The following is a 22,286-nucleotide window of genomic DNA, read 5'->3' as shown; positions in this document are numbered from 1 at the left end:
GTCCCTCACTCCATTGTGGTTCCCAGCCCGATGAGTGGGACAAACCGGTCTGATCCGGGTCTCTCCCCGCCCAGGTCTGCATAGACCTCGTCTCTGTTGATCATAAAGCGGTAAGGATCTGGCAGAAGGCCTCTGTCCTTCGCGAATGTATCCATGACCAGATCCGGGCGGATGTTTGTTCCGGAACCCGCTGACAGAGAAAGAAAGAGATCCCCCTTCCGAAACTCCGGCTCTTCATCGGCAATGCCGCAGACTCTTTTCGGCTCCGGTGAAATGACCGCCTCATAGAGAAATGGCGCAATGTCGACTTCTTTTTCCCCCTTCTTGCCCTTCTTCACTGCATAGATGACAGGCTGCTTCACCCAGCTCCTGAACGCCTCCTGAACAGAAGAATCCCACTCATGCCCCGGCCGGAAGCTGAGCGTATAATCCGCACGCGCAACAAGGGTCATGCCCTTGTTGCCCTTCCCGAGAGGCACCTCCCTGGCATCGAGCACATGGAGTCCCTCGGGGGCAGCCTCATTCAAAAGACTGACAAGCTCCCTGCTGGAATAGGCACGGTTCAGGTCCACATCCACGTACTCCGAGTCGCTCGTCATCCCTACCCCGAGCGGGAACGCGTAGGACATCACCATGTGCGGACTGTAGCCTTCCGAAAATGTGACATCCACATCGGCTCTCCGGAGCAGCTTCTGAAAGCATCTCATCATATCGAGATGTCCGATAAATTTCAAAAGTCCCTGCTTGCTGTATTGGATCCTGACTCTCATATCCGGAGCACCTTCTTTCCGTCCACCTCGTCATAGCAGATGCCGCATTTATATTTCATCGCACCGCAGGCGTTGCAGTTTTCCCTGCAGTTCGGTGTCACAATACCGTCTAGCGCCCTGTGCCATTCATCCAGCAGAAACTTCTTTGTCACACCGCAGTCGATGAAGTCCCATGGCAGAAGCTCATCCTCCGTCCGCTGCCGCCTGGTATAAAATGCCAGGTCCACTCCGGTCTTCTCCATCGCAGATACCCATCTGTCCCAGTCCCAGTATTCTGACCAGGCATCAAACAGGGCCCCCTGTCTGTAAGCCTCCTCGATCGCAGCGCCGACTCTCCGGTCACCCCGCGCCAGAAGTCCCTCGAGCACCGTCACGTAGGCCTCATGCCAGTTGTAGCGGATGCTCTTGTGGTTTTTCATATCCTTCACTTCATGATTGACCGTCGATGCAAAGCCCAGATAATCACCCGGGTCATACATCACCGCCCACTGGAAGGGTGTGAATGGCTTCGGGACAAAGAAGGACGTCGATATGGAGATACTGCACTTTCCGTTTCGCTCTTCCTTCGGGATCTCATAGTACTCCTCCGCGATCTTCTCCGCCAGATGGGCGATATCCTTCCGGTCCTCCTCTGTCTCTGTCGGCTGGCCGAGCATGAAATACAGCTTCACCTTGTTCCAGCCGCCTTTGAAGGCTTCCCCTGCGCCATGAAGAATATCCTCCTCCGTCAGCCCCTTGTTGATGACATTGCGAAGCCGCTGTGATCCGGCTTCCGGAGCGAAGGTCAGCGAGCTCTTGCTGACATCCTGTACCTTGCTCATCACATCAAGCGAGAACGCATCGATTCTCAGGGACGGCAGCGAGATGTTGACCTGCCTCTGTCCATACTGCCCGATCAGGTAGTTCACCAGCTCCGGGAGGCAGGGATAATCGCTCGTCGACAGACTGCTGAGCGAAATCTCATCCTGCCCGCTTTCTCTCAGGAGCTGATTCGCCTGCTTCTTCAGAACCTCGGCGCTTTTGTGCCGGTTTGGTCTGTAGATCATGCCTGCCTGACAGAACCGGCAGCCGCGGATGCAGCCGCGCATGACCTCGAGCACCACTCTGTCCTGCGTCACCCTCATGTAAGGGACGATGGGTTTATCAATATATGGTGCCTCATCCAGGTTCGCCACAGCCTGCTTCCGGATGCGGCGGGGAAGTCCCGGATAAGCCGGATCCGGGGAAAATGAAGCCAGCGTCCCGTCATCATGATAGACCGGTGTGTAGAATGCAGGCGCATAGATTCCCTCGATCTGCCCTGCCCTGTACAGAAACTCACGCCGTGAAGTCCCGGCTTTCCTGCACGCCTTGTACAAATCGAGCAGCTCGTCGTATACCGTCTCTCCTTCCCCGATATAGAACAGATCAAAGAAATCAGCGATCGGCTCCGGGTTGTAGGCACACGGGCCGCCTCCGATCACAATCGGCATACTCCCGAGGGGTGCATCCAGCCGCTCCTTCGCATGAAGCGGAATCCCTGCAAGATCCAGAAGCTGAAGCACATTTGTATAACAAAGCTCATACTGCAGCGTAATGCCGAGAAAATCGAACACCTTCACCGGATCCTGTGATTCCAACGCAAAGAGCGGGATCTTTTTCCGGCGCATGATGTGATCCAGATCTGCCCATGGAGAATAAACCCGTTCGCACCAGGTATCCGTTCTTCGATTGAACATCGAGTACAGAATCTGGATGCCCAGGTGAGACATCCCGATCTCATAGACGTCCGGAAACGCCATACAGAAGCGGATATCGATTGTCGACTTATCCTTCCGGACGACGTTCAGCTCGTTCCCGAGATACCGCTCCGGCTTCTCAACCTGGAGAAGAATTTCCTCCGGAAGTGCCAGTTTATAGGATGATGCTGATTTCTGATTCATTCAAATCTCCTGTGGTCGATTATTTCGTGATGATTTCGTATAAAAAACTGCCCTGATAACCTTCACATCATATCATGGGCAGCCCTTTTGATTCAAATGATTCAAATGAAAAGCAATGGCCGCAGCAATTCCAGCGGCTTTCATCTATGGGGAACTGCTGGCTGCTTTATCTGTACATGCTAATCCACGGAATATTTCTTGAAAGTCTTCCGAAATCCTCTCTTCTATATTCCTCCCACTTTCCGCTGCTTTCTACCCGGATCAGCCGGTCTGCGATTGCGAGGGAATCTGACAGTCCGATGCTGAACAACACAACCGCGATTCCCTCCTTCAGAAGTTCCTCGTTGATCTTCCAGATTTCGAACCGATCCTGCACATCTGCCTGGTGAAACGGCTGGAATTCAATAATCACTTTGGGTCGCTGCAGAAGGAGTCTGCAGTAGAGAACTTCATATCGCTCCCGCTTGCTCATAGACTGGATACTTTTGTCCCATAAATCATGGCCAAGAATTCGTTTCAGCTCTTCCCGCAGGTTTCTTCTGGCTCTGCCGTCCCGCCAGACTGCTGGATACCGGTAGTCCATCGTCATCGCAACGTTGTCAAAGAATGTCAGGTCCGGAAACAGGTTTTTCTCATCCGGATTTCTTGACAGGATGGCAACATCCTGGACATCTTTCCTGTCCCAGTGTTTTCCCTCCACATCGATCTCTCCAGATAGCGTTGCTACACCCTCCAGATAGGCCTTTTCGATGGTTTCATACACATGGTTATCCAGAAACTGAATACAAAGGCATTCGCCCTTCCTGACCGAAAATCCGAATTTTTTCAATTCCCGGCAGCTGATGCCCGACTGGCGAAACACTTCCGGAGCATGTTCGTTCAGCACCCGGTTCTGCGTATACATCCTGACACTTTTGGAGAACTCAGCAGAATAGACTTCACAGACCTGCTTCAATGCATCTGCCTCATCCAACACCGATAGAATGCCTCCTCCTTTCATGATGCCAATCTGCCCGCAGACCCCCTGCAGCGTTTCCAGATGAGAGCAAAGGAAGAGAAATGAAGTTCCCTTTTCAGCATAATGCCGAATCAGTTTTCCGAATTTCTCCAGATCCCTGTCTGATAGTGCATTATCAATGTTCTGCAGAATCACCAGTCTGCTGCCGCTGCTGATTCCCTTCAGAAGTTCAATCGAAACTTGTTCATACGCAGACAGCTTCCCAACCGGCTGGTAGGGATCGATCTGAAGCCCTGCCTCCTCCAGATAAGGTCTGAATGCCTCCTCCATCAGACGGTCATGTAAGATCTCATAGTGTTTTTCAGCCTGAAGAACAAAGATGTTGGTCAGTGTATTTTGCTCATGGATCAGAAAGCCCCGTTCATCAATCCAGGTGATTCGATTCCGCTTTCTGGGAAACTGTCTCCAGGAATTAACCCGCTCCCCACAGTAATAGACACAGCCATTATAGAGGACTTTGTTAAACAGCAGCACATCGACCAGTTCTTTCGCACCATAACCATCCACCAGAAGAAGGCCCATAATCTGCCCAGCTGCAACTGACAACTCAAAATTCCGGAGATAGGTTTTCCCATTTTTCCGAAAGGTCACATTGCTCATCCGCAGTATTTCCGTCCTCATATCAGATCTCCCACCATGGCTGTCGCATACACATCCCTTACGATAGATTCTTTACCTTCTCGATCTCGTTTTCTGAATAGACACAAGGGAGCGTAATATCCACATCCGTCCCATGGTTTTCGATCGAATAGACATGTATATGGTAATCCTCCCCAAAGATAAGATGGATTCGGTTACTGACATTGGCAAGCGCGATTGAACCGCTTCCCTCGCCTCTTCCAATATCCGGATCTGTATTCATGCGACTGTTCAGCTTCTGGAGCGTTTCCTCGTCCATCCCGACGCCATTATCTGATACACGGATCAGGAGCAGCCGGCCGCTTCTCCTGATGATAATTCTGGATATTCCCTCCCCAAGCTTCAGTTCTGTTCCGTGGATAATGCTGTTCTCAAGAATCGGCTGCAGCGTCAGTTTTGGAATCAGGCAGCCTGAAAGCTTGTCCCACTCTTCATCCTTGACAATTTCAAGTTTCAGTCTGTCCCCGAACCGGAACTGCTGAATCCGGAAGTAGGTCTCGCAGTTTTCCAGCTCCTCTTCAATGGTCACCAGATTCTCCACCTTGCTGATTGTATACCGGAAGAAGGTTGCAAGCGCTTCCGACATCTCCGCAACTGTAGCATTTCCCTCCAGAAGCGCTTCACTACGGATTCCATCCAGCGTATTGTATAAAAAATGCGGATTAATCTGATTCTGAAGAGCCAGATACTGAATCTGTCTTTTATTCATCATATGATACTGCTGGGAGTGACGAAGATCGTAGGTTTTTTCTATTACTTTTCCGAAAGCCGGTGACAGCATCACCTCACCCTGCGGATTTGGTTTTTCTTCCGGAAAATATCCTTCCCCTATTCTGGTAAGCAGCCGCTGAATCTGTCTCCATGGATTGTGAATCCAGTAATGAAAGACCAGTAATGCAGCAGCAAGCAGAATACCAGCTGCTGCACATAAAAACAGGCGAGCTGTGTCATCCTTTTCTACCATTACCGCCAGTAGAACGAAAACCAGGTAAGACGCCAGCATCAATGCTGCAAAGAAGCGAATTCTCCAGCTCAGGTATCTGCTATTCTTCATGCTCATACTGCTTACCCATACAATTTCCGGAATACGGTTGGCTTGATTCCATTCAATTTGATAAATGTCTTTGTGAAATATTTCACATCGTTATAACCAACCCTTCCCGCAATTTCCGAGACCGGAAGACTTGTCTGCTGCAGATACCGTTTGGCCGCGTCCATCCGGACACCAATTAAATAGTGTGCAAAACCGTCTCCAGTCACTTTCTTGAACTGACTGCTGAAATAGTTCGGTACAAGGCCGGCAATTTCACTAACCTCCTCCAGTGTCAGCGGTTCTGCATAATGCTCCATGATATAGCGGCGTGCAAGCCGGATTGGTCGTTCATCCAGCTCCTTCTCACCCTGGCTGATCGCCCCAATCAGTTCCCGATAGTATTGGCTTGCTGCCGTAAATACCTCATCTGCCGTGGAACTGTTTTCAAGCGCCTTGAACCCACGATCCGTCAGCTCCTTCATCGCAGGAAGCTGAAGCTCCTGTGATGAACATCCAATGACAGTTTTCACCACCTGGAAATATTCCCATCCCCGTGCATTCATGCATCCAGCACATCCCCGCCTCAGGTCCCGGACGGCTGCATCAATCCCGGCCAGGTCTTTCAATTCGACAGCATTGGCAGCCTGTTCCCAAAATCGCACAAGAAGCGGCTGAACATCCAGACCGGCTGTATCCGCATCCATCTGATACAGCCGACCGCATCCATGCAGAATCCGGTCACCGACTGCTATCTGCGCATGCCGGAAAGATGCCGGGAGATCCTGCGGAATCTCGCAGCGTTCTCCTGCTCCCATGGTAAAATTCCACTTTCCGAAAACATCATTCTGTGCCTGCAGACTGACAATGCTCCTGCGAAGGGCTGAATCCACTCTCCTCTCCTCACCATTCTTTTCCAAAATCACACCACACAGAATACTGCCAGATGATGCCACCGCAAGGTCATATGCAAAAGGAGCCAGTTCCGTCTTCACCAGCCGATGGGCTGTGTCAAAAGCACCGCGCCGGATTCTGTCCGGATTGCTGCACGCTTTCTCATCTGCCTTTATACAGAACACAAGAAACCGCCCCTTCCCAGTTTCAATCCTGTTTTGTTTCTTCAAAGCTGAAGATGAATAGTCACGTACAACACCGTGAATCAGATCCAGGGCAAGCGCTGCTTTCACCTTGTCCAGATTTTCTTCATTTTCCTGCACAGCCGTTCGGAGCGCCTGCTCTCTTTCATTCTTTCTCCCGATTTCTGAAGCAATCTTCTCAAGGGTATCATTGAGCTCCTGTTCATTTACAGGCTTCAGCAGATACCCGCTCACACCCAGGCTGATAGCCTCCTGCGCATAGGAAAAATCGGCATATCCACTGATGACGATAAAGCGGAGCTCCGGGTTCAGACCGTGGGCTTGAGCAATCAGCTCAAGCCCGCTGATCCCCGGCATCCGGATATCTGTAATCAGAATATCAGTATGATTCTTCGTAAGCAGGTCGATGGCTTCCGGACCGTTCGATGCCATTCCATCGACCTGCATGCCAAATTGTTCCCAGTGCCCCAGCATTCTGATCAGGCGGCAGATCCGATTCTCATCGTCCGCAATTACAACGTGAAGCATAGGTACATCCTCTTTTAATTTAATGACGACTTTCCCTGCGCCAGCGCAACCGCTACTGACAAAGATGGATCGCAGTAAGGAACCAGTGTCGCCTGAATCGCATGGTACAGATCAGGCTTTCCAGGCCATACTTTGCCTGAGACGTGATTCTCACGGTCCAGCTCGTGGAACCAGGAGCCATGGACATGATCCAGCACAAATCGGTCGAGATATGCCATAAACATCGCATACCGCTCCGCATATTCTGCTTTTCCGGTTACCCGGTAGAGAACTGCCGATGTATTGATCGCCTCCGCCAGTACCCAGTGCATCCGTTCATGCACCACAGGCTTCCCGTCCCAATCTGTCGTGTAGACGAGTCCCGGCGCCCCATCGCTGTCCCATGCATCCGCGACAGCCCTTCCATACAGGTGCTCCGCGGCCTCCACATAGTACGTTCTCAACTCCCTGTCTGCATCGTCCGGATACATGGAGCGTGCAAACTGGGTAATCAGCCTTGCCCATTCAATCCCATGGCCGGGTGTTGCACCGAATGGCTTGAACTGATCATCCGGATGATCCTTGTTGAAGTCCGGCTGCGGCACCCAGTCTTTGGAATAGTGCTCCGGAATTCTCCAGCTGCAATCCTTCGCCCAGCCTATTACATGATCAATAATGCTCTTAGCCCGATCATGATATTCTGTATCTTCTGTAACATCATAGGCTGCAAGAAACGCCTCTACCGAATGCATATTGGCATTGAGTCCGCGGTATGGGCTGAGTTCTGTAAATTCTGTATTCCAGTTATCATATGCCAGTCCGCTCTTTTCATCCCAGAACTTTTCCGTATAGGTATCCAGTGCAAGCCTCAACAGGTTTTCAGCTCCTGCTCCCTTTGTGCAGGCAATCCCTGATAGAGAAGAAGCGCCTGCCTTCTCTGCCAGAACAAGCGAGGAAGACGCAAGAATCGCAAAAGCATGTGTATAGCACAGTTTTCCGGAAACCGGTGTGCCGTCTGCCTTGATTCCTTCAAACCATCCACCGTTTTTCTCATCCCTGGCACCTTTTGCAAGCCCTCTCATCGCGTCAAAAGCCTGCTGCTCATACTGCTTTTCCCCAAGCAGATACCCCAGCACATAGCTGTGAGCATAGCGTGCCGTCTCATAGGTATCCCGGCTTCTGTCTGTCCAAGGCGTTCCATCATCGCCAAGGTAATAAGCTGTCCCGTCCGGAGCTGCAAATTTTTTTCCAAATTCGAGAAGCGCATCCCGGACCTTCTTCATGAATTCTTTGTTTTCTGCTGCGTCCAACTGATATTTTCTGTCCATATCATCCGTCTCCTGTTTATCCATTATGTTTTTCTCGGGGTTCCCGTTTTTCTCAGTACCTCAGCACTTCAGACTGTTTATTCAAGTATACAACAGTCAGGCTGATTCATCATCTGTATTTAGCTATTTAGCCTATGTATATGATGCAAAACAGAAAAAGCCGCCGGGCTTCCGGCAGCTTTTTCTGCTGTTTTTGCTTTGCAATACAACCTTCAGGTTTCTCAGCCGTTCACATTGTCCTTCGTCAGAACTGTGACCCCTGTATCAACCGTCACACCGCCAAGGTTCTCGCCATTCATTACCTTGATGCAGGCCTTGACGCCGAGTTTTCCCATGACATCCGGGTTCTGAGCCATTGTGCATGCCAGATAACCATCCGTAATCAGACCTTTGATCGTATCAGATTTATCGAATCCAACGCCAATCAGGTCTGCATTTCCGGAAGCCTTGATCGCATTTCCAACTCCTGTTGAAGAACCTTCATTGGTTCCATAGATGCCGACAACTCCCTGCGTAATGTAATTCTCTGCCTCGCTCTGTGCCTTGGAAGCATCGCCATCGCAATACTGTGTCTCAAGGATATTAAAATCCGTGCCATTAAATGCATCACGGAAGCCCTGTTCACGGTCAACAGCTGTCTGTGTGGACGCATTGACATTCACAATTCCAATATCTCCTTTGGTGATACCCTTGTCCTTCAACCCTGCGATCATCTGCTCACCAGCCGTCTTTCCAGCCGCCTTATTGTCGGTCGAGAACGTTGCCTCCGCATCAAGGTTTGCCGGGGAGTCAACATAGACAATCTTGATTCCTGCTGCCTGTGCGTCCTTGAGTGCCCCGGTGATGGCATCCGGACCATTTGCCGCAATCATAATCGCATCGTAACCTGCTGCTGTCGCATTGTTGACCATCTCAATCTGCTTTGCATCATCCTTGGTATCCGGAGACATAAAGTCCACCGTGACACCGTCAGCTTTCGCTTCTTCCTGAGCGCCGTTGTTCATGTTAACCCAGTGCTGGTCGATGGAGTCCATCGTAATCAGTGCAAACTTGTATGCCTTGTCCGGCGTCACCTTCTCTGCAAGAAGCTCCTCTGCTGTCGGAGCGGATCCGGAAGCTTCTGTGGAAGTCTCCGTCTGACTCTCTGCGAAGACCGGTGCCGCGGCAAGAAGAGACCCTGCCATAGCCGCTGAGCACATAATGGAGATAAGTTTTCTGTTCATAGCTGATTCCTCCTGTTTTGGAATGTTTTGATATATTTTCCCTGCTTCCGAAAACCCGGAAAGGGATGTTCACCATCTAAAATCTTCAGTTCTTTTTTCTGTTTCTCAAAAGAATATCTGCAAGAACTGCCAGAACAACAATCACGCCAATGACGATTCTCTGAATTCCGACCTGCGCATGGACCATGTTGAGTCCATTTTCAAGAACCTGCCAGACACCGGCACCGGCAAATGTTCCAAGCAGAAGACCCGAACCTCCGAGAGGAGAAACTCCTCCGATGACACCGGCTGCGACACCGTACATCTCATACATATTTCCCGCTTCCATATTGCCCATGCTTGCCTGCGCACAAAGGATCACACCAACAACTGTTGCGCAGAATGCACTCACAAGGTAAGTGATGGTGGTTGTCTTGTTGACATCAACACCTGCAAGCCTTGCAGCGTCGACGTTGGAGCCAACTGCATAGATATGTCTGCCTGTCCGCGTCTTCGAAAGGATGAAGAAGAATACGATAAATATAATCAACGCGATCCAGAAGGTATTGTAGATGCCAAGAAATTTCCCATAATAGAACAGGTTCTGAAAATGATCTGCCACCGGCTTGGAAAGCGTACTGTTGATGCTGTCCGTATTCCGGTTATTATTCACAATATAGCCGACACCTCTTGCAACAAACATCGTTCCAAGCGTTGCAATGAAAGGCGGAAGCTTGAATTTCCCGACGAGGAATCCATTGATAACTCCAATCAGGAGCCCGCATGCCAGTGCAACCAGAATTGCCAGTGCCGGATGAACTCCCATCGTCATCAGCTTTGCCACCAGCATCGTACTCATTGCAACGACCGATCCGATCGACAGGTCGATGTTTCCTGTGATCATGACATAGCTCTGTCCGATTCCAACAAGAAGGTACTTGGACATCGATCTGAGCACATTCAGGAAGTTCATCAGGGAAAACACCTTGGTGTTGATGATTCCGAAAACAATATAGATAACAACCAACCCTGCAAAGGCCGTCAGTGCGTTTCTCATTCCTTTGATTTCAAAGAAACGCTTCCATGAACTTCTCTTCTTCATTCCGTTCCTCCTCACTGTTTTGCCTGAAAGCTGGTGGCGTATTTCAGGATCAGATCCTGAGTCGCTTCTTCTCTGGAAAGCTCTCCTGTAATCTGCCCGTCACACATCACCAGAATTCTGTCCGCAATTCCCATGACCTCCGGCATCTCGGAGGAAGCAAACATGACTGCGATTCCCTGCTGTTTGAGCTTGTTCATCAGGTTATAGATTTCTACCTTTGCACCAACATCAATTCCCCTTGTCGGTTCATCAAACATGACAACCCTTGAATCTCTTACCAGCCATTTACCGACAACCACCTTCTGCTGATTTCCCCCTGAAAGCGTATCGGCATTCACATTCTCGTTCGGTGTCTTGATGGATAGATCTTGAATCGCCCTGGCGCACATTTCCTCCTCCTTTGAGGAAGAGAGAATACCGCTCTTTCCACCAATGATGTCAAGATTTGGAAGCGCAATGTTTTCTCGGATGCTGAGCTTCACACACAGTCCGTCCTTCCGTCTGTCTTCCGGGGCCAGGACAATTCCCGCCTTGATCGCGTCTTCCGGCTTTCTGATCCGAATCTGCTTTCCATCCAGGAAAAACTCTCCGCTCTCTCTCGGGTCAACGCCAAAAATAGCTCTTGTTGTCTCCGTTCTTCCGGCTCCCATCAGCCCTGCAAATCCGACAATCTCCCCCTCATAGAGAGAAAAGTTGATATCCCGTACCTGACGGCCTGCATTGAGATGGCGAACCTCGAATACTTTTCTGCCTCGTTTGCAGGTAACTCTCGGAAACTTGTCCTTGATCTCCCGCCCAACCATATTCCGGATAATTTCATCCATCGAGAAATCACTGAATTTTCCGGATGTGATATATTTCCCATCCCTCATAATAGTGACCCGGTCTGCGATCCTCGGAAGTTCCTCCAGTCTGTGTGAGATGTAGATAATGCCCTTTCCCTCTTCCCTGAACTTTCGGATAATACGGAACAGGTTCTCAATCTCCCGCGAAGTCAGTGCAGAAGTCGGTTCATCCATCACAAGGATCTTTGCATTGGTTGAGAGCGCTGTCGCAATCTCTACCATCTGCTGTTTGGAAACAGGCAGATTTCTCACCACCTCTGTCGGCTCAATGTCTGCATCCAACTCATCGAGATATTTTCTTGCGATTTCGTTCATCTGTGCGTTCTGAAGGACAACACCCTTGTATAATTCTCTGCCAAGGAACATATTCTCTGCGACCGTCAGATCATTACACATGTTCATTTCCTGATGGATAATCGCGACACCTGCGTCCCGGGCACTGTTTGGATTCAGTGATTCCACCTGTTTCCCGAAGATCTCCATCGTCCCGCTGTCTTTCGTGTAAACCCCGCTCAGGATCTTCATCAGTGTTGACTTTCCAGCGCCATTTTCTCCAAGCAGAGCAAGCACTTCTCCTGACCGAAGTTCCAGACTGACGTCGTCAAGTGCCTTGACCCCGGGGAACGACTTACAGATATGTTCCATACGCACAATTACATCACTCATATTCCTCCATCTCCGTCATGTTTCTGGCACTAATGAATATTTCTATATTCTATAACTGTTATTTCAACCACTGCTACAAGTATATTTCGATATACATTGTGCATAAAGTACAGATACTTCAGATAAAGGGGGATTTTTTTCAGGTTTGCTATAAAAAAAATAAAAGCCCAGGCATCATTCTGCCAAGGCTTTTATCCTGTATGGATGCTTAATTGTTTTTTGTTATGGACGCGGCAGCCTGCAGTCTCTCCTCCAGGCTGTCGCTCTGATTATACCATTGTCGTACCGCCATCAATGGCAAGAACCTGCCCGGTGATTTCCCGTGCAAGATCAGAAGCGATAAAGGCTGTAGCCCATGCAATATCTTCCGGCTGCTGGGCATGTCCCATCGGAATCATTCCCTGAACAGAAGCATTCCAGAGCTTTTCTCGCTCTTCGGATGACAGTTCTCTCTTATCGTCCGGATTCCAGCCATGAGCCATTCCATCAAGTATCTCTTCCCACATGGAAGTCCGGATAATGCCTGGTGCGATACTGTTGACCCGGACTCCGTATGGCGCGGCCATCTTAGCGGCGCTCTGCGTAAGGCTGATCACAGACGCCTTTGACGCACAGTAAGCCTGCAGCATCGCCATTCCGCCACGACCTGCGATTGAAGAAACCGTGACAATATTTCCATGCTTCTGCTTTTCCATGACCGATAATCCATGCTTTAAGGCATGAATGGTTCCAAGCACATTGATATCAAACAGGCGCTTCACTTCTTCATCAGAAGTATACATGACATCTTCGATGGAGATCACTCCTGCTGCATTCACAAATGCATCAAGTTTCCCGCCGCCAAAATCAACGGCATCGTGGAGAAGCTTCTTGACATCCTCTTCTTTTGCGACGTCGCATCTGGTGAAGCCTGATTTGCGGCCCATGGCCTCGATCTCTTTGACCGTTTCCATGCCCTGATCTTCTTTTCGATTCCCGAGATATACATCTGCACCTGCCTGCGCAAAGGTAAGCGCCATAGCCTTCCCGAGCCCACGTCCTGCGCCAGTTACCAATACAGTTTTTCCGGTAAAATCAATGCTAAGTCCCATCCTGCATACCTCCTTCCTCAATAGAAATAGATTCTTTAAAACGTAGTTGTTGAAGCCTTCGTACATATACTAGCACGCCCGGAATATGCGTGTAAAGTAGATTGTGCATTATTTTTTTGTATTCTATTATTTAGGCGTCTATTTATTTACATGATATTTTCAGGGATTCCTCCACCATCAGGATCATGCTATAATGACGCAAAAGGAGGAAACGAAGATGTCAGAATTTGAACATGTTACGCCGGAGGAAGCCGGGATCGACTCTTCCGCGATTGAAGCCTTCCTTCGGGAAGAAAAGAAGGCCGGCGTGGAACTTCACAGCTTTATGATTGTCAGAGATGGAAAAATTGCCGCCGAGGGCTGGGCTTCGCCATATAGAAAAGACCTGAGGCATCCGATGTACTCATTTTCAAAGACACTGACTGCAACAGCAGTCGGCTTTGCCGTTCAGGAGGGGCTCCTGTCACTCGACGATCGGCTGACCGACCTGTTTCCGGAGTACTGCCCTCCTGTTATTTCCGATCATCTTGCAAAGGCTGATCTGCGCAGTCTCCTGACAATGAGCTGCGGTCACAAGAGCGAAATGACCATGGCGGAGGCAGAACGCTTTGACGGGAACTGGATTCGCGCATTTCTCGCGCATCCCTTCCACTTTGCTCCGGGAACGATGTTTCAGTACAACACCTGGGGAACTGATCTGGCAGCTGCAGCCCTCCAGAAGAAGTCCGGTCAGACGCTGATTGAATACCTGACACCCAGGCTTTTTGAACCGCTCGGCATCACAGATGCCACCTGCGCTTCAAGAAACATGGGGGATGATTTCACAAAAACCGTGCAGGGCGGCGGCTGGGGCATGAAGCTGACCACGCTCGACATGGCAAAGTTCATCTGGTTTCTGGAGCAGGACGGGGTCTGGGACGGAAAGCGTCTGCTCAATCATGACTATATAGCGCAGATGTCCGCCCGACAGATTGAAACCGACAATGAGATTTACAACAACGGAGACATCGCGTCCAACTGGCTGAAGGGCTATGGTTTTCAGAACTGGCAGTGCGACGTCCCCGGGATCTGGCGTGCCGATGGGGCATTCGGGCAGTTCGGTCTGGTCATCCCGCAGAAAAACGCCGTTGTTGTTCTGACCTCCTGCGCGCTGAACACGGAAGCGGAGCTGAATATTGTCTATGATACGCTGCTTCCTGCAATGAAAGGAGACGGTGCAGCTGAACCTCTCCCGGAGAATCAGGCGGCGCTTTCCTCCCTTCGCTCCTGTCTGGAAGACTGGCAGCTTCCTGTCCTCTGGGGGATACGGGCTCCTCTGCTTGAAAAACAGTACGGAAAAATCCGCTACATCGCAGATTCTGACTCGTATCCTTCTGTAGAGGACTTTATCGCAAGTCCCGGATACTTTGAAAAAGACGGGCTTTCGATGAAGGCAGTTACCTTCCGGTTCGAGGACAATGTCGCGTACCTTGACTTTGAACTCAACAAAAAGGCTGAACATGCTGCGCCTGCTTTCGCGTTTGACCCCTTCAGTCCTGCCGGCCGCACGATTCCGAAGGGAAATGAGCATCTGATCTGCCATGATGATGATCCGGCTGATGCGGTCACGCAGACACTTGCAGTCGGAATGGATGGCAAGGTACGCACAAGCCGCCTGACACGCTACAGCTTCACGGCATCCGGTACCTTCACCAGCCCGTCAACCTTTGACATCAATGTCCGGAACACGGAGATGATCGAATCGGTCAATATCCGTGCAACCTTCTTCCGCGGCATGCTGAATCTCGAGGCCGTGGGGTCGATTCCGGAAAACAACGTCCTGACCATCCGGGACATCTCCGGTGTGCATTTCAGCTCCCAGAGCTGACCGGGACATCATCCTGATCGCTGGTATGCCCCTCTCATCTGTACCACCTGACGGAAAATGCAGCACCTGACGGAAAACCGGGAATCTGGATCTCTCCAGTCTCCCGGTTTTCCATATACTGTGTTATGTTTCTCTCGCTATCAGCGTCTTCCAGAAGTCTTCCCGCCGGAGCATGTAGGCGGGAACGTCCATTCCATAAACTCTTTGAAGCAGGCTCCTGCTCAGCACTTGATCTCCTGGCCCTGCCGCAAGTACGCGCCCATCCTTTAAAAGAACCAGGTCATCTGAAAGATCCAGCGCCAGTGACAGATCATGGCAGACACTGATCAGGGTGTTGGGAACGGTCCTGCCATCCGGCAGCGTCGTCTGTCGCTTTTTCCAGCGGATCAAAAGCTCTGCGAGCTCTGCCTGGTATTGGAGATCCAGGCTGCTGGCCGGTTCATCCAGCAGCAGAATCGGTGTTTCCTGGGCAAGCGCCCGGGCAAAGAATACACGCTGAAGCTGCCCGCCGGATAGCTCTGTGATCGGACGATCCACAAGTTCCTGCAGGCCTGCCTCCTCCAGACTCCGCTGTACCACCATCCGGTCCCGTATGCCGCGCTGTCCTCTTGCGTACCGCGCCATCTCCACGGTTTTCCTCACCGAATAGGCAAAGCCAACCGGAAAGAACTGACTCATCAGTGCACAGCAGCAGGCAATCTCCCGGCGTTTTTTCTCGGCAAGAGATTCTCCGAAAAGATAGATCTCTCCCTCTGACGGGATGATTCCCGCAAGCGCGCGGAGAAGGGTGCTTTTCCCGGCACCATTCGGGCCGATAATCCCCACGGCGCTTCCAGCCGGGATCACAAGGTTCACATCCCGCAGCACAATATTCCCGGAATCTTTTGGATGTTTCCTTCCATAAAAGGCGCTAAGATTCCGGACTTCGAAGGCCGCTTCCATGTCCGCCCCGACAAGCCCGGCTTTCGTTTTACCCATTCTTTCCTCCCTGCACATAGAGCCAGATAAAAAAAGGAGTGCCTGCCAGGGCAGTCACTGCCCCGACCGGAATCTCCCTGGGCGCAAGAAGCGACCGTGAGAGCATGTCGCACAGAGCCAGGAAAGCCCCGCCAAAAAGGAAAGACAGCGGCAACACCTTCTGATTCTCGGTTCCGAAAACCCTGCGCACCGCGTGGGGCGCTACAAGATCCACGAAGCCGATGGTTCCGGTAAAGCAAACCACAGCTCCTGTGAGAAGTGTGCTCAGGACAAGGGCAAAAAACTTTCCCTTTTTCACACTCACCCCCAGAGAGAGGGCATTTTCATCCCCAAAGGACAGGATGTCCAGCTCCCTCGAATGGAGAGCAAGGAGCAGCAGGCCTGAGAGACAGATGGGAGTCAGAATTTTCACATGGTACCATCGCATACCCGAGAAGGACCCCATCTGCCAGAGAATCAGCTGCTGCAGCCGGTTCCCTGCAAACGAGGAGAGCAGCGTCAGGAGTGCATTCACAAACAGGGACACCGACATCCCCATCAGAATCACCGTGTGTGACTGCAGGGAACTGCTGATGCGGGAGGAAATGACAAGAACCACCCCGATCACAAGAAATCCCATGAAAAAAGCGGTTACCGGCAGCAGGAACGTTCCAAGTACCGGCAGCGAGATTCCGGACGCGATCACGATCGCCGCCCCGAGAGAAGCGCCGCTGGAAACCCCCAGTGTATAGGAAGAGGCCAGGGGATTCTGCAGAATGGTCTGCATCACTGCCCCCGAGAGAGACAGGGCACCACCCGACAGAAAAGCCATCGCCACCCGTGGCATACGAATATCCCATAGAATCGAGACAAGCGAAGGATCCAGGTCTGAAATATCTCCTGTTCCGGTCAGTTTTCCCCAGATTATCCGCAGGGATTCCGCGGGCATGATAGCAACACTCCCAACGCCCACACACAGAGAAAACACACAGGCAAGGAACAAAGTCATCCCTATGACCGCTGCGCCCTGTCCTCTCCTCCTTTTTACTGCAGGCTTATGCTCATTGTGCAAAAGGATCCTCCATCCCGTCATATGCCTCCGGGTAGATGTCCTTTGCCATATCGATCATCGCACTCACAACATGCTGATTTGGCTGATTCAGCAGATTGGCGTCAATGTAATAGACATCCTTGTTTTTCACCGCGGTGACGTTCTCCCAGCCGGTCAGCGAGAGAAGTGTATTGACGACATCCTTGGCGTAATTATCTGTTGTCAGAATCACATCCGGGTTCATGGCAATCGCAGCCTCCTCGGAGATTGACGGCCACGCGTCCTCCTGGTCCGCTGTCAGGCTTACCGCGCCGATGTCTGTGATTGCCTCGGTGATGTAGGTGTCCTTTCCGGCAGAGTAAATCGCCGGAGAATCTGAGGTCGGTGTGGAGATTTCATAAAGAACAGACTTTCTCTCCTCCTTTGGAATGCCATCGCCAATCTTCTTGATATCGGCTACAGCAGATGAGTAGTCACGACTGATCGCCTCTGCCTTGGCCTTTGTGCCGGTGCAGTCCCCCACAAAGGTGATGCTTTCCCCGATTTCGTCAAGCGATGAAGCACTTGGGATATCCGCGGTGCAGATGCCGGCTGCACGCACTGCGGCATAGACATCGGTCCCACCCGAGCTGCTCATCCCTGTCGTAAACACAATGTCCGGCTTCAGGGAAACAATCGACTCATTGTCAGGCTGCATCATATCATAGGCCGGCAGGTTTTCAGGAAGCTCATCCCCATAGTACTGCTCGGAATAGGTATCCACGCCGACCAGCTTGTCGGAAATTCCCAGGTCAATCAACAGCCTCGTGACAGAAGGCGCCATCGATATGATCTTGTCGACCTTTTCCGGCACCGTGATCTCATTGCCGGCAGGGTCCTTTGAAGGGAGCGCGGTATCTGCCGCTGCAGCTTCAGTCTCCGCAGCCCACGCTGCTGCAGCCTCCGTATTCTCCGTCTGCTTCGGGCTTGCCTCGCAGCACATCGCGGCGGCTGCCATCATCATCGCCGATAACGCAACTACAGACCACTTCTTTTTCATAAAATCTCCTTTCTGTCCGTGTCAGGACATAAAAAACCACCCGACAGGAAACAAACGTTCCCGCCGGATGGCAGTTCTCCAGAATCATAAAAGCACGTTTTCTTTGATCCCGAAGAAACGCTGTGCCAGCATGCAGGCAGGTATCTGGCTCGGAGCCCTCGCTCCACACAGTAGCGGCACTGTCAAGGATTCGCACCTTGTTCCCTGTTGGTCTTCCCCCGAAGCCTGTGCTCCATCAGGAAGAACCTGCATGGCAAAACTTTACCATACAGACTCCTCAAGGTCAATGCACGTAAAATACAGTTTATGCAGCAAAATGCCCCGAAGCTTGGCATTCCTCCATGCTTCGGGGCATCTTCTGATCCTGTTGATTCTATGAGCCCTGCCGGCCTGTCTTTACAGTCCGAGCCCGCGCACCCACTTCTCGATCTCCTCCTTGTCCGGCTTTCCGTTCAGAAGGTTCGCCGGAAGGATCTTCGCGGCACCTTTGACGTTCTGGTCAAAGTCCTTGTCCACCATCGAAGCCTTGGAACCGCCGGATGTGCAGAACGGAATGATCGTCTTTCCGCCCAGATCCAGTCCGTCGAAGAATGTGAAGACTGCCTTTGGCGTCATACCCCACCAGATCGGGAACCCGACAAAGATGATGTCATACTTTCCTGCATCCTCCAGACTCTTGGCGAGCTCCGGACGAGCGCTGTCGTCGTGCATCTCCTGATTGGACCTGGAGCTTCTGTCCGTCCAGTCAAGGTCGTCATCGGTATACGGAACCTTCGGCGCAATCTCAAACAGATCGCCGCCGGTCACCTCCGCAACCGTCTCTGCCACCTGCTTTGTCCCGCCGTCCGTTGAGAAATAGGAAACCAGGACTTTCGTCGGCGCCTTCTCCGGCTCCGTCAGGTCCTTCTCCCAGAGGCCGTGCAGATTGCAGTACCCATAGACAGAAACCGCCTCGTCCCCTTCCGCCATGTAAAATACAGCCTTCGGCTCATCGCCCGGATTCAGATAACGAAGCTGTCTGCCAAAGCTTGTCTCTAGACAGATAAACGCAATATGGTGCTCTTCCGTCATCGGGTGAAGTGTGCTTCCGACCTGAACGGCGACCTTGTTTCCGTCGACTGTCACGGCCGGGACATGCTTCTCAACCGCCGCATCTGTCGTATTTGGTTCAAGAAGCGTCATCGGCTCTCCGCAGCACTTCGGTGTGCAGGCTGTCTTCTCGCCGATGAATGCCACAAAGTTTCCGCACCCGCCGCAGCGGTAAAACTGTGTTTTTCCCATAATGTCAAGCCTTTCCGGAAATGTACTTTCCTCAACGATCTATTCGTCAATGGTTATTAAAGAGTATAGCATGAATCGGACAACCTGACATGACCATTTTTACCTGTCCCGCCCCTCCAGGTGATACTGAACCCGGTTCATGACCATGTCAACCGCCACCTGGTTCATGCCGCCCTCCGGGATGATCACATCCGCATAGCGCTTGGAGGGCTCCACAAAGGCCTCGTGCATCGGCTTGACAGTCTGAAGATACTGACTGATGACACTGTCAAGGCTTCTCCCTCTCTCCTTGACATCCCGGACAATCCGTCTCAGGATCCGCTCATCCGCATCAGCATCCACAAACAGCTTGATATCCATCAGATCTCTGAGCGCCTTTGAATGGAAAATCAGGATCCCCTCCACAATAATGACTCTGGTCGGGCGGACGATCAGGGTCTGGTCAGACCGGTCATAGATCGTATAGTCGTAAAGCGGACATTCGATCGTCTCGCCGCGCTTGAGTCTGGCAAGATCCTCAATCATCCGGTCCGTGTCAAATGCATCCGGGTGGTCATAATTCAGCCGCACCCGCTCGTCATAGGTCAGGTCATGGCGTGCCTTGTAATAGTTATCGTGGTACAGGACTGTGACTTCACTGCCAAAGCGTTCCGCGATCTTGCGGGTGATTGTCGTCTTGCCGCTCCCTGTCCCGCCGGCAATCCCGATCACAATGATATCCCTGCTTCCAGCGGCCTTCGTATCTGCAGCCATCCCTCTCCACCTTTCCTTCCGCTACGTCCATCATCGTTCATCCTTCTTCGGTCAGATTGCCGCACCGGCCACATCCCCTGTCAGCTGGACGCTCCGGATCACGGTTCCGTCCATCTCCTTCAGCGTAAAGACATCGTCCTCCAGCGTGGCATATCCCTGCACGCTCCCGCCCTTCGGGATCGAGACTGAACCCGGGTTCAGAATCCAATGTCCATCCACATAGTCTGTTCTCGGCACGTGAGTGTGCCCGTGCAGAAGGATATCTCCCTTCTTCATCGGCGGAAGATGGTTCTCATTGAAGATATGCCCATGGGTGCAGAAAATCATCCGACTGCCGAGCGGGATCAGACAATAATCAGCCAGCACCGGAAATTCGAGCACCATCTGATCCACCTCTGCCTCACAGTTGCCTCGGACACAGTACAGCTCATCCTTCAGCGGATTCAGCATGGCGATGACATCCTTCGGCGCATAGTCCTTCGGAAGATCATTTCTCGGTCCATGATAGAGAATGTCGCCGAGAAGAAGCATGCGAGGAGTCCCTTCCCGCTCCCTTGCCTCCAGCAGTTTTCTGCAGTAATAGGCGGAACCGTGGATGTCTGATGCTACAAGCAGTTTCATGTTTCCTTTCCTTTCTTACAGCTGGTTTCTTCGTCCGTACATCTTTGCAAGCCCGCCCTCGGAGGTCTCGCGGAATCTGCGGTTGATGCTCTTTCCTGTCTCATACATGGTTCTGACCGCGATGTCAAATGAAATCCGCTGGGTATCGGACAGGAAGAAGGACAGGTTGCAGCAGTTCATCGCCCGCATGGCTGCGACCGCATTCCGCTCAATGCAGGGCACCTGGACAAGGCCGAGAATCGGGTCGCAGGTCAGCCCCAGATGATGCTCGAGCGCGATCTCAGCAGCATACTGAATCTGGTTTGTGGACAGGCCATACAGGTAATCAAGTCCTGCCGCCGCCATCGCGCAGGCGGACCCGATCTCTGCCTGGCAGCCGCATTCTGCCCCGGAAATGGAGGCATTATGCTTGATCAGATTCCCGATCAGCCCGGCCACCGCAAGTCCCTTCACCATCTCCTCATCTGAAAGATTCCGGCGCTTCTGGACATACAGAAATGCCGCCGGTACAACCCCGCAGGCTCCGCAGGTTGGCGCCGTCACTACCGTCCCGCAGTCGGCATTCTGTTCCGCCGTCGCGTAGGCATAAGCAGAAATCAGCCGGCACTCCTCCACTTGCGGATGAAAGTGTTCCATCTCGAAATCATACAGCTTCATGGCCTTCCGTTCAACCTTGAGCGGCCCCGGAAGATACCCTTCTGTCTCAAGCCCTTCCCTGATCGTCTGTTTCATCTGGCTCCAGACGCCTGCGAGGAAGTCCCTGATCCCGGGTTTCTCCGTGAGAAATACATACTCCGCCAGGTCGAGGCTCCTGAACCGGCAGAATTCCTCCACTTCCGCAAATGAGTTCTCCGGATACACCTCCTCTTCCTCCGGCTCCTGTCTGCCCTCAATGCGGATGTCCCCGCCGCCGATCGATGCCGCACGCATCCGGCCGATCTCCTTTCCCTCCTTCAAGGCAAAAAAGTCGAGCGTATTCGGGTGTGTCATCCCCTCCGGGATTTCATCCGAAAAGAGGACCGCAACCTTCGCCGGAGCAAGCACCTCGTAAAGGACCCTGTCTGTCCCATGTCCTTTTCCGGTTTTGCTCAGCGATCCATACAGACTGACCCTGTATTGATCCGCATCCGGGTGCTCCGCCTTGAAAATTCTGGCAGCTCTCTCCGGACCCATCGTATGGGAACTGGAGGGTCCTTTTCCGATTTTATAGATTTCACGTATGGACTGCATATTCTTCTCCAATCAGCAAAGAACCCCCGGCGGCATCTGGTTACAAAAACCATGAGCCGCCAGAGGTACCGATCATTCCTGTGTGCTCAGCCCTGTGACACGCTTTCCCTCAGACCTCTCCGGTCCGGATGGAAGCCTGTGCCGCCGACAGCCGCGCGATCGGCACGCGGAACGGTGAGCAGGATACATAGTCCAGCCCGATCCGGTCGCAGAACTCGATGGAGGACGGGTCCCCGCCATGCTCCCCGCAGATTCCACAGTGCAGATTCG

19 protein-coding genes and 1 riboswitch are annotated in these 22,286 nt (G+C 51.9%); of the genes, 1 reads left to right on the top strand and 18 read right to left on the bottom strand.

Annotated features, from left to right (window positions below):
- Nucleotides 1–5: 5 nt before the first annotated feature.
- The 10 genes from FYJ35_RS06765 to FYJ35_RS06720 form a co-directional block, all read right to left on the bottom strand.
- The gene (locus tag FYJ35_RS06765) at nucleotides 6–770 is read right to left on the bottom strand and encodes a TIGR03936 family radical SAM-associated protein (protein ID WP_154524886.1); all 765 of its coding nucleotides are present in this window, start codon (nucleotides 768–770) and stop codon (nucleotides 6–8) included.
- Nucleotides 767–2,692, bottom strand: a complete 1,926-nt coding sequence (locus tag FYJ35_RS06760; protein ID WP_154524884.1) for a TIGR03960 family B12-binding radical SAM protein — start codon at nucleotides 2,690–2,692, stop codon at nucleotides 767–769. The genes FYJ35_RS06765 and FYJ35_RS06760 overlap by 4 nt, the downstream gene beginning before the upstream one ends.
- Nucleotides 2,693–2,858: 166 nt before the next feature.
- On the bottom strand, nucleotides 2,859–4,331 hold the full coding sequence (locus FYJ35_RS06755) for a sugar ABC transporter ATP-binding protein (RefSeq protein ID WP_154524882.1): 1,473 nt from the start codon (nucleotides 4,329–4,331) through the stop codon (nucleotides 2,859–2,861).
- Nucleotides 4,332–4,368: 37 nt separating this feature from the next.
- Nucleotides 4,369–5,403 (bottom strand): sensor histidine kinase, encoded by a 1,035-nt coding sequence (locus FYJ35_RS06750; protein WP_235906436.1) that lies wholly within the window; start codon nucleotides 5,401–5,403, stop codon nucleotides 4,369–4,371.
- 11 nt (nucleotides 5,404–5,414) lie between these two features.
- Nucleotides 5,415–7,004, bottom strand: coding sequence for a response regulator transcription factor (locus FYJ35_RS06745; RefSeq protein WP_154524878.1), 1,590 nt, complete (start codon nucleotides 7,002–7,004; stop codon nucleotides 5,415–5,417).
- 14 nt (nucleotides 7,005–7,018) lie between these two features.
- Nucleotides 7,019–8,311 carry an AGE family epimerase/isomerase gene (locus tag FYJ35_RS06740; RefSeq protein WP_154524876.1) on the bottom strand — a complete coding sequence of 431 codons (1,293 nt, stop codon included), beginning with the start codon at nucleotides 8,309–8,311 and terminating at the stop codon, nucleotides 7,019–7,021.
- A gap of 221 nt (nucleotides 8,312–8,532) precedes the next feature.
- Nucleotides 8,533–9,534: a substrate-binding domain-containing protein gene (locus FYJ35_RS06735; protein ID WP_154524874.1), complete on the bottom strand. Its 1,002-nt coding sequence runs from the start codon at nucleotides 9,532–9,534 to the stop codon at nucleotides 8,533–8,535.
- An 85-nt stretch (nucleotides 9,535–9,619) separates the two neighbouring features.
- A complete protein-coding gene (locus FYJ35_RS06730; RefSeq protein ID WP_154524872.1) occupies nucleotides 9,620–10,615 on the bottom strand; it encodes an ABC transporter permease in 996 nt (331 codons plus the stop codon).
- Nucleotides 10,616–10,626: 11 nt separating this feature from the next.
- Nucleotides 10,627–12,126 (bottom strand): sugar ABC transporter ATP-binding protein, encoded by a 1,500-nt coding sequence (locus FYJ35_RS06725; RefSeq protein ID WP_154524870.1) that lies wholly within the window; start codon nucleotides 12,124–12,126, stop codon nucleotides 10,627–10,629.
- 269 nt (nucleotides 12,127–12,395) lie between these two features.
- Nucleotides 12,396–13,217, bottom strand: coding sequence for an SDR family NAD(P)-dependent oxidoreductase (locus FYJ35_RS06720; RefSeq protein WP_205839752.1), 822 nt, complete (start codon nucleotides 13,215–13,217; stop codon nucleotides 12,396–12,398).
- A gap of 217 nt (nucleotides 13,218–13,434) precedes the next feature.
- On the opposite strand from FYJ35_RS06720, the gene FYJ35_RS06715 reads away from it, so the two are divergent.
- Complete coding sequence (locus FYJ35_RS06715) at nucleotides 13,435–15,084, top strand: serine hydrolase domain-containing protein (RefSeq protein WP_205839751.1); 1,650 nt, start codon at nucleotides 13,435–13,437, stop codon at nucleotides 15,082–15,084.
- Between the two features lie 123 nt (nucleotides 15,085–15,207).
- Here FYJ35_RS06715 and FYJ35_RS06710 read toward each other — a convergent pair whose 3' ends face one another.
- From FYJ35_RS06710 to FYJ35_RS06675, 8 genes are all read right to left on the bottom strand, one after another.
- Entirely contained in the window at nucleotides 15,208–16,062 is an 855-nt protein-coding gene (locus FYJ35_RS06710) for an ABC transporter ATP-binding protein (protein ID WP_205839750.1), read from the bottom strand.
- Nucleotides 16,055–17,050, bottom strand: coding sequence for a FecCD family ABC transporter permease (locus FYJ35_RS06705; RefSeq protein WP_268892534.1), 996 nt, complete (start codon nucleotides 17,048–17,050; stop codon nucleotides 16,055–16,057). Before FYJ35_RS06705 ends, FYJ35_RS06710 begins: the two co-directional genes overlap by 8 nt.
- Before the next feature lie 52 nt (nucleotides 17,051–17,102).
- A complete protein-coding gene (locus FYJ35_RS06700) occupies nucleotides 17,103–18,131 on the bottom strand; it encodes an ABC transporter substrate-binding protein (protein ID WP_154524860.1) in 1,029 nt (342 codons plus the stop codon).
- Nucleotides 18,132–18,249: 118 nt separating this feature from the next.
- Nucleotides 18,250–18,396: riboswitch (cobalamin riboswitch) on the bottom strand.
- Nucleotides 18,397–18,527: 131 nt separating this feature from the next.
- The gene (locus FYJ35_RS15380) at nucleotides 18,528–19,412 is read right to left on the bottom strand and encodes a flavodoxin (protein ID WP_205839748.1); all 885 of its coding nucleotides are present in this window, start codon (nucleotides 19,410–19,412) and stop codon (nucleotides 18,528–18,530) included.
- Between the two features lie 99 nt (nucleotides 19,413–19,511).
- Nucleotides 19,512–20,165 (bottom strand): uridine kinase, encoded by a 654-nt coding sequence (udk, locus tag FYJ35_RS06690; RefSeq protein ID WP_154524858.1) that lies wholly within the window; start codon nucleotides 20,163–20,165, stop codon nucleotides 19,512–19,514.
- Nucleotides 20,166–20,216: 51 nt separating this feature from the next.
- Nucleotides 20,217–20,786, bottom strand: coding sequence for a phosphodiesterase (yfcE, locus tag FYJ35_RS06685; protein ID WP_154524856.1), 570 nt, complete (start codon nucleotides 20,784–20,786; stop codon nucleotides 20,217–20,219).
- A 15-nt stretch (nucleotides 20,787–20,801) separates the two neighbouring features.
- Nucleotides 20,802–22,016: an L-serine ammonia-lyase, iron-sulfur-dependent, subunit alpha gene (locus FYJ35_RS06680; RefSeq protein WP_154524854.1), complete on the bottom strand. Its 1,215-nt coding sequence runs from the start codon at nucleotides 22,014–22,016 to the stop codon at nucleotides 20,802–20,804.
- 109 nt (nucleotides 22,017–22,125) lie between these two features.
- Nucleotides 22,126–22,286: putative PEP-binding protein (locus tag FYJ35_RS06675; RefSeq protein WP_154524852.1), on the bottom strand; the 161-nt coding region annotated here is incomplete at its 5' end.

The organism is Porcincola intestinalis (assembly GCF_009696445.1).
Classification (GTDB): Bacteria; Bacillota; Clostridia; order Lachnospirales; family Lachnospiraceae; genus Porcincola; species Porcincola intestinalis.
Note: the sequence above shows the minus strand (reverse complement) of the source record. Positions and strands in the feature narration are given on the sequence as shown.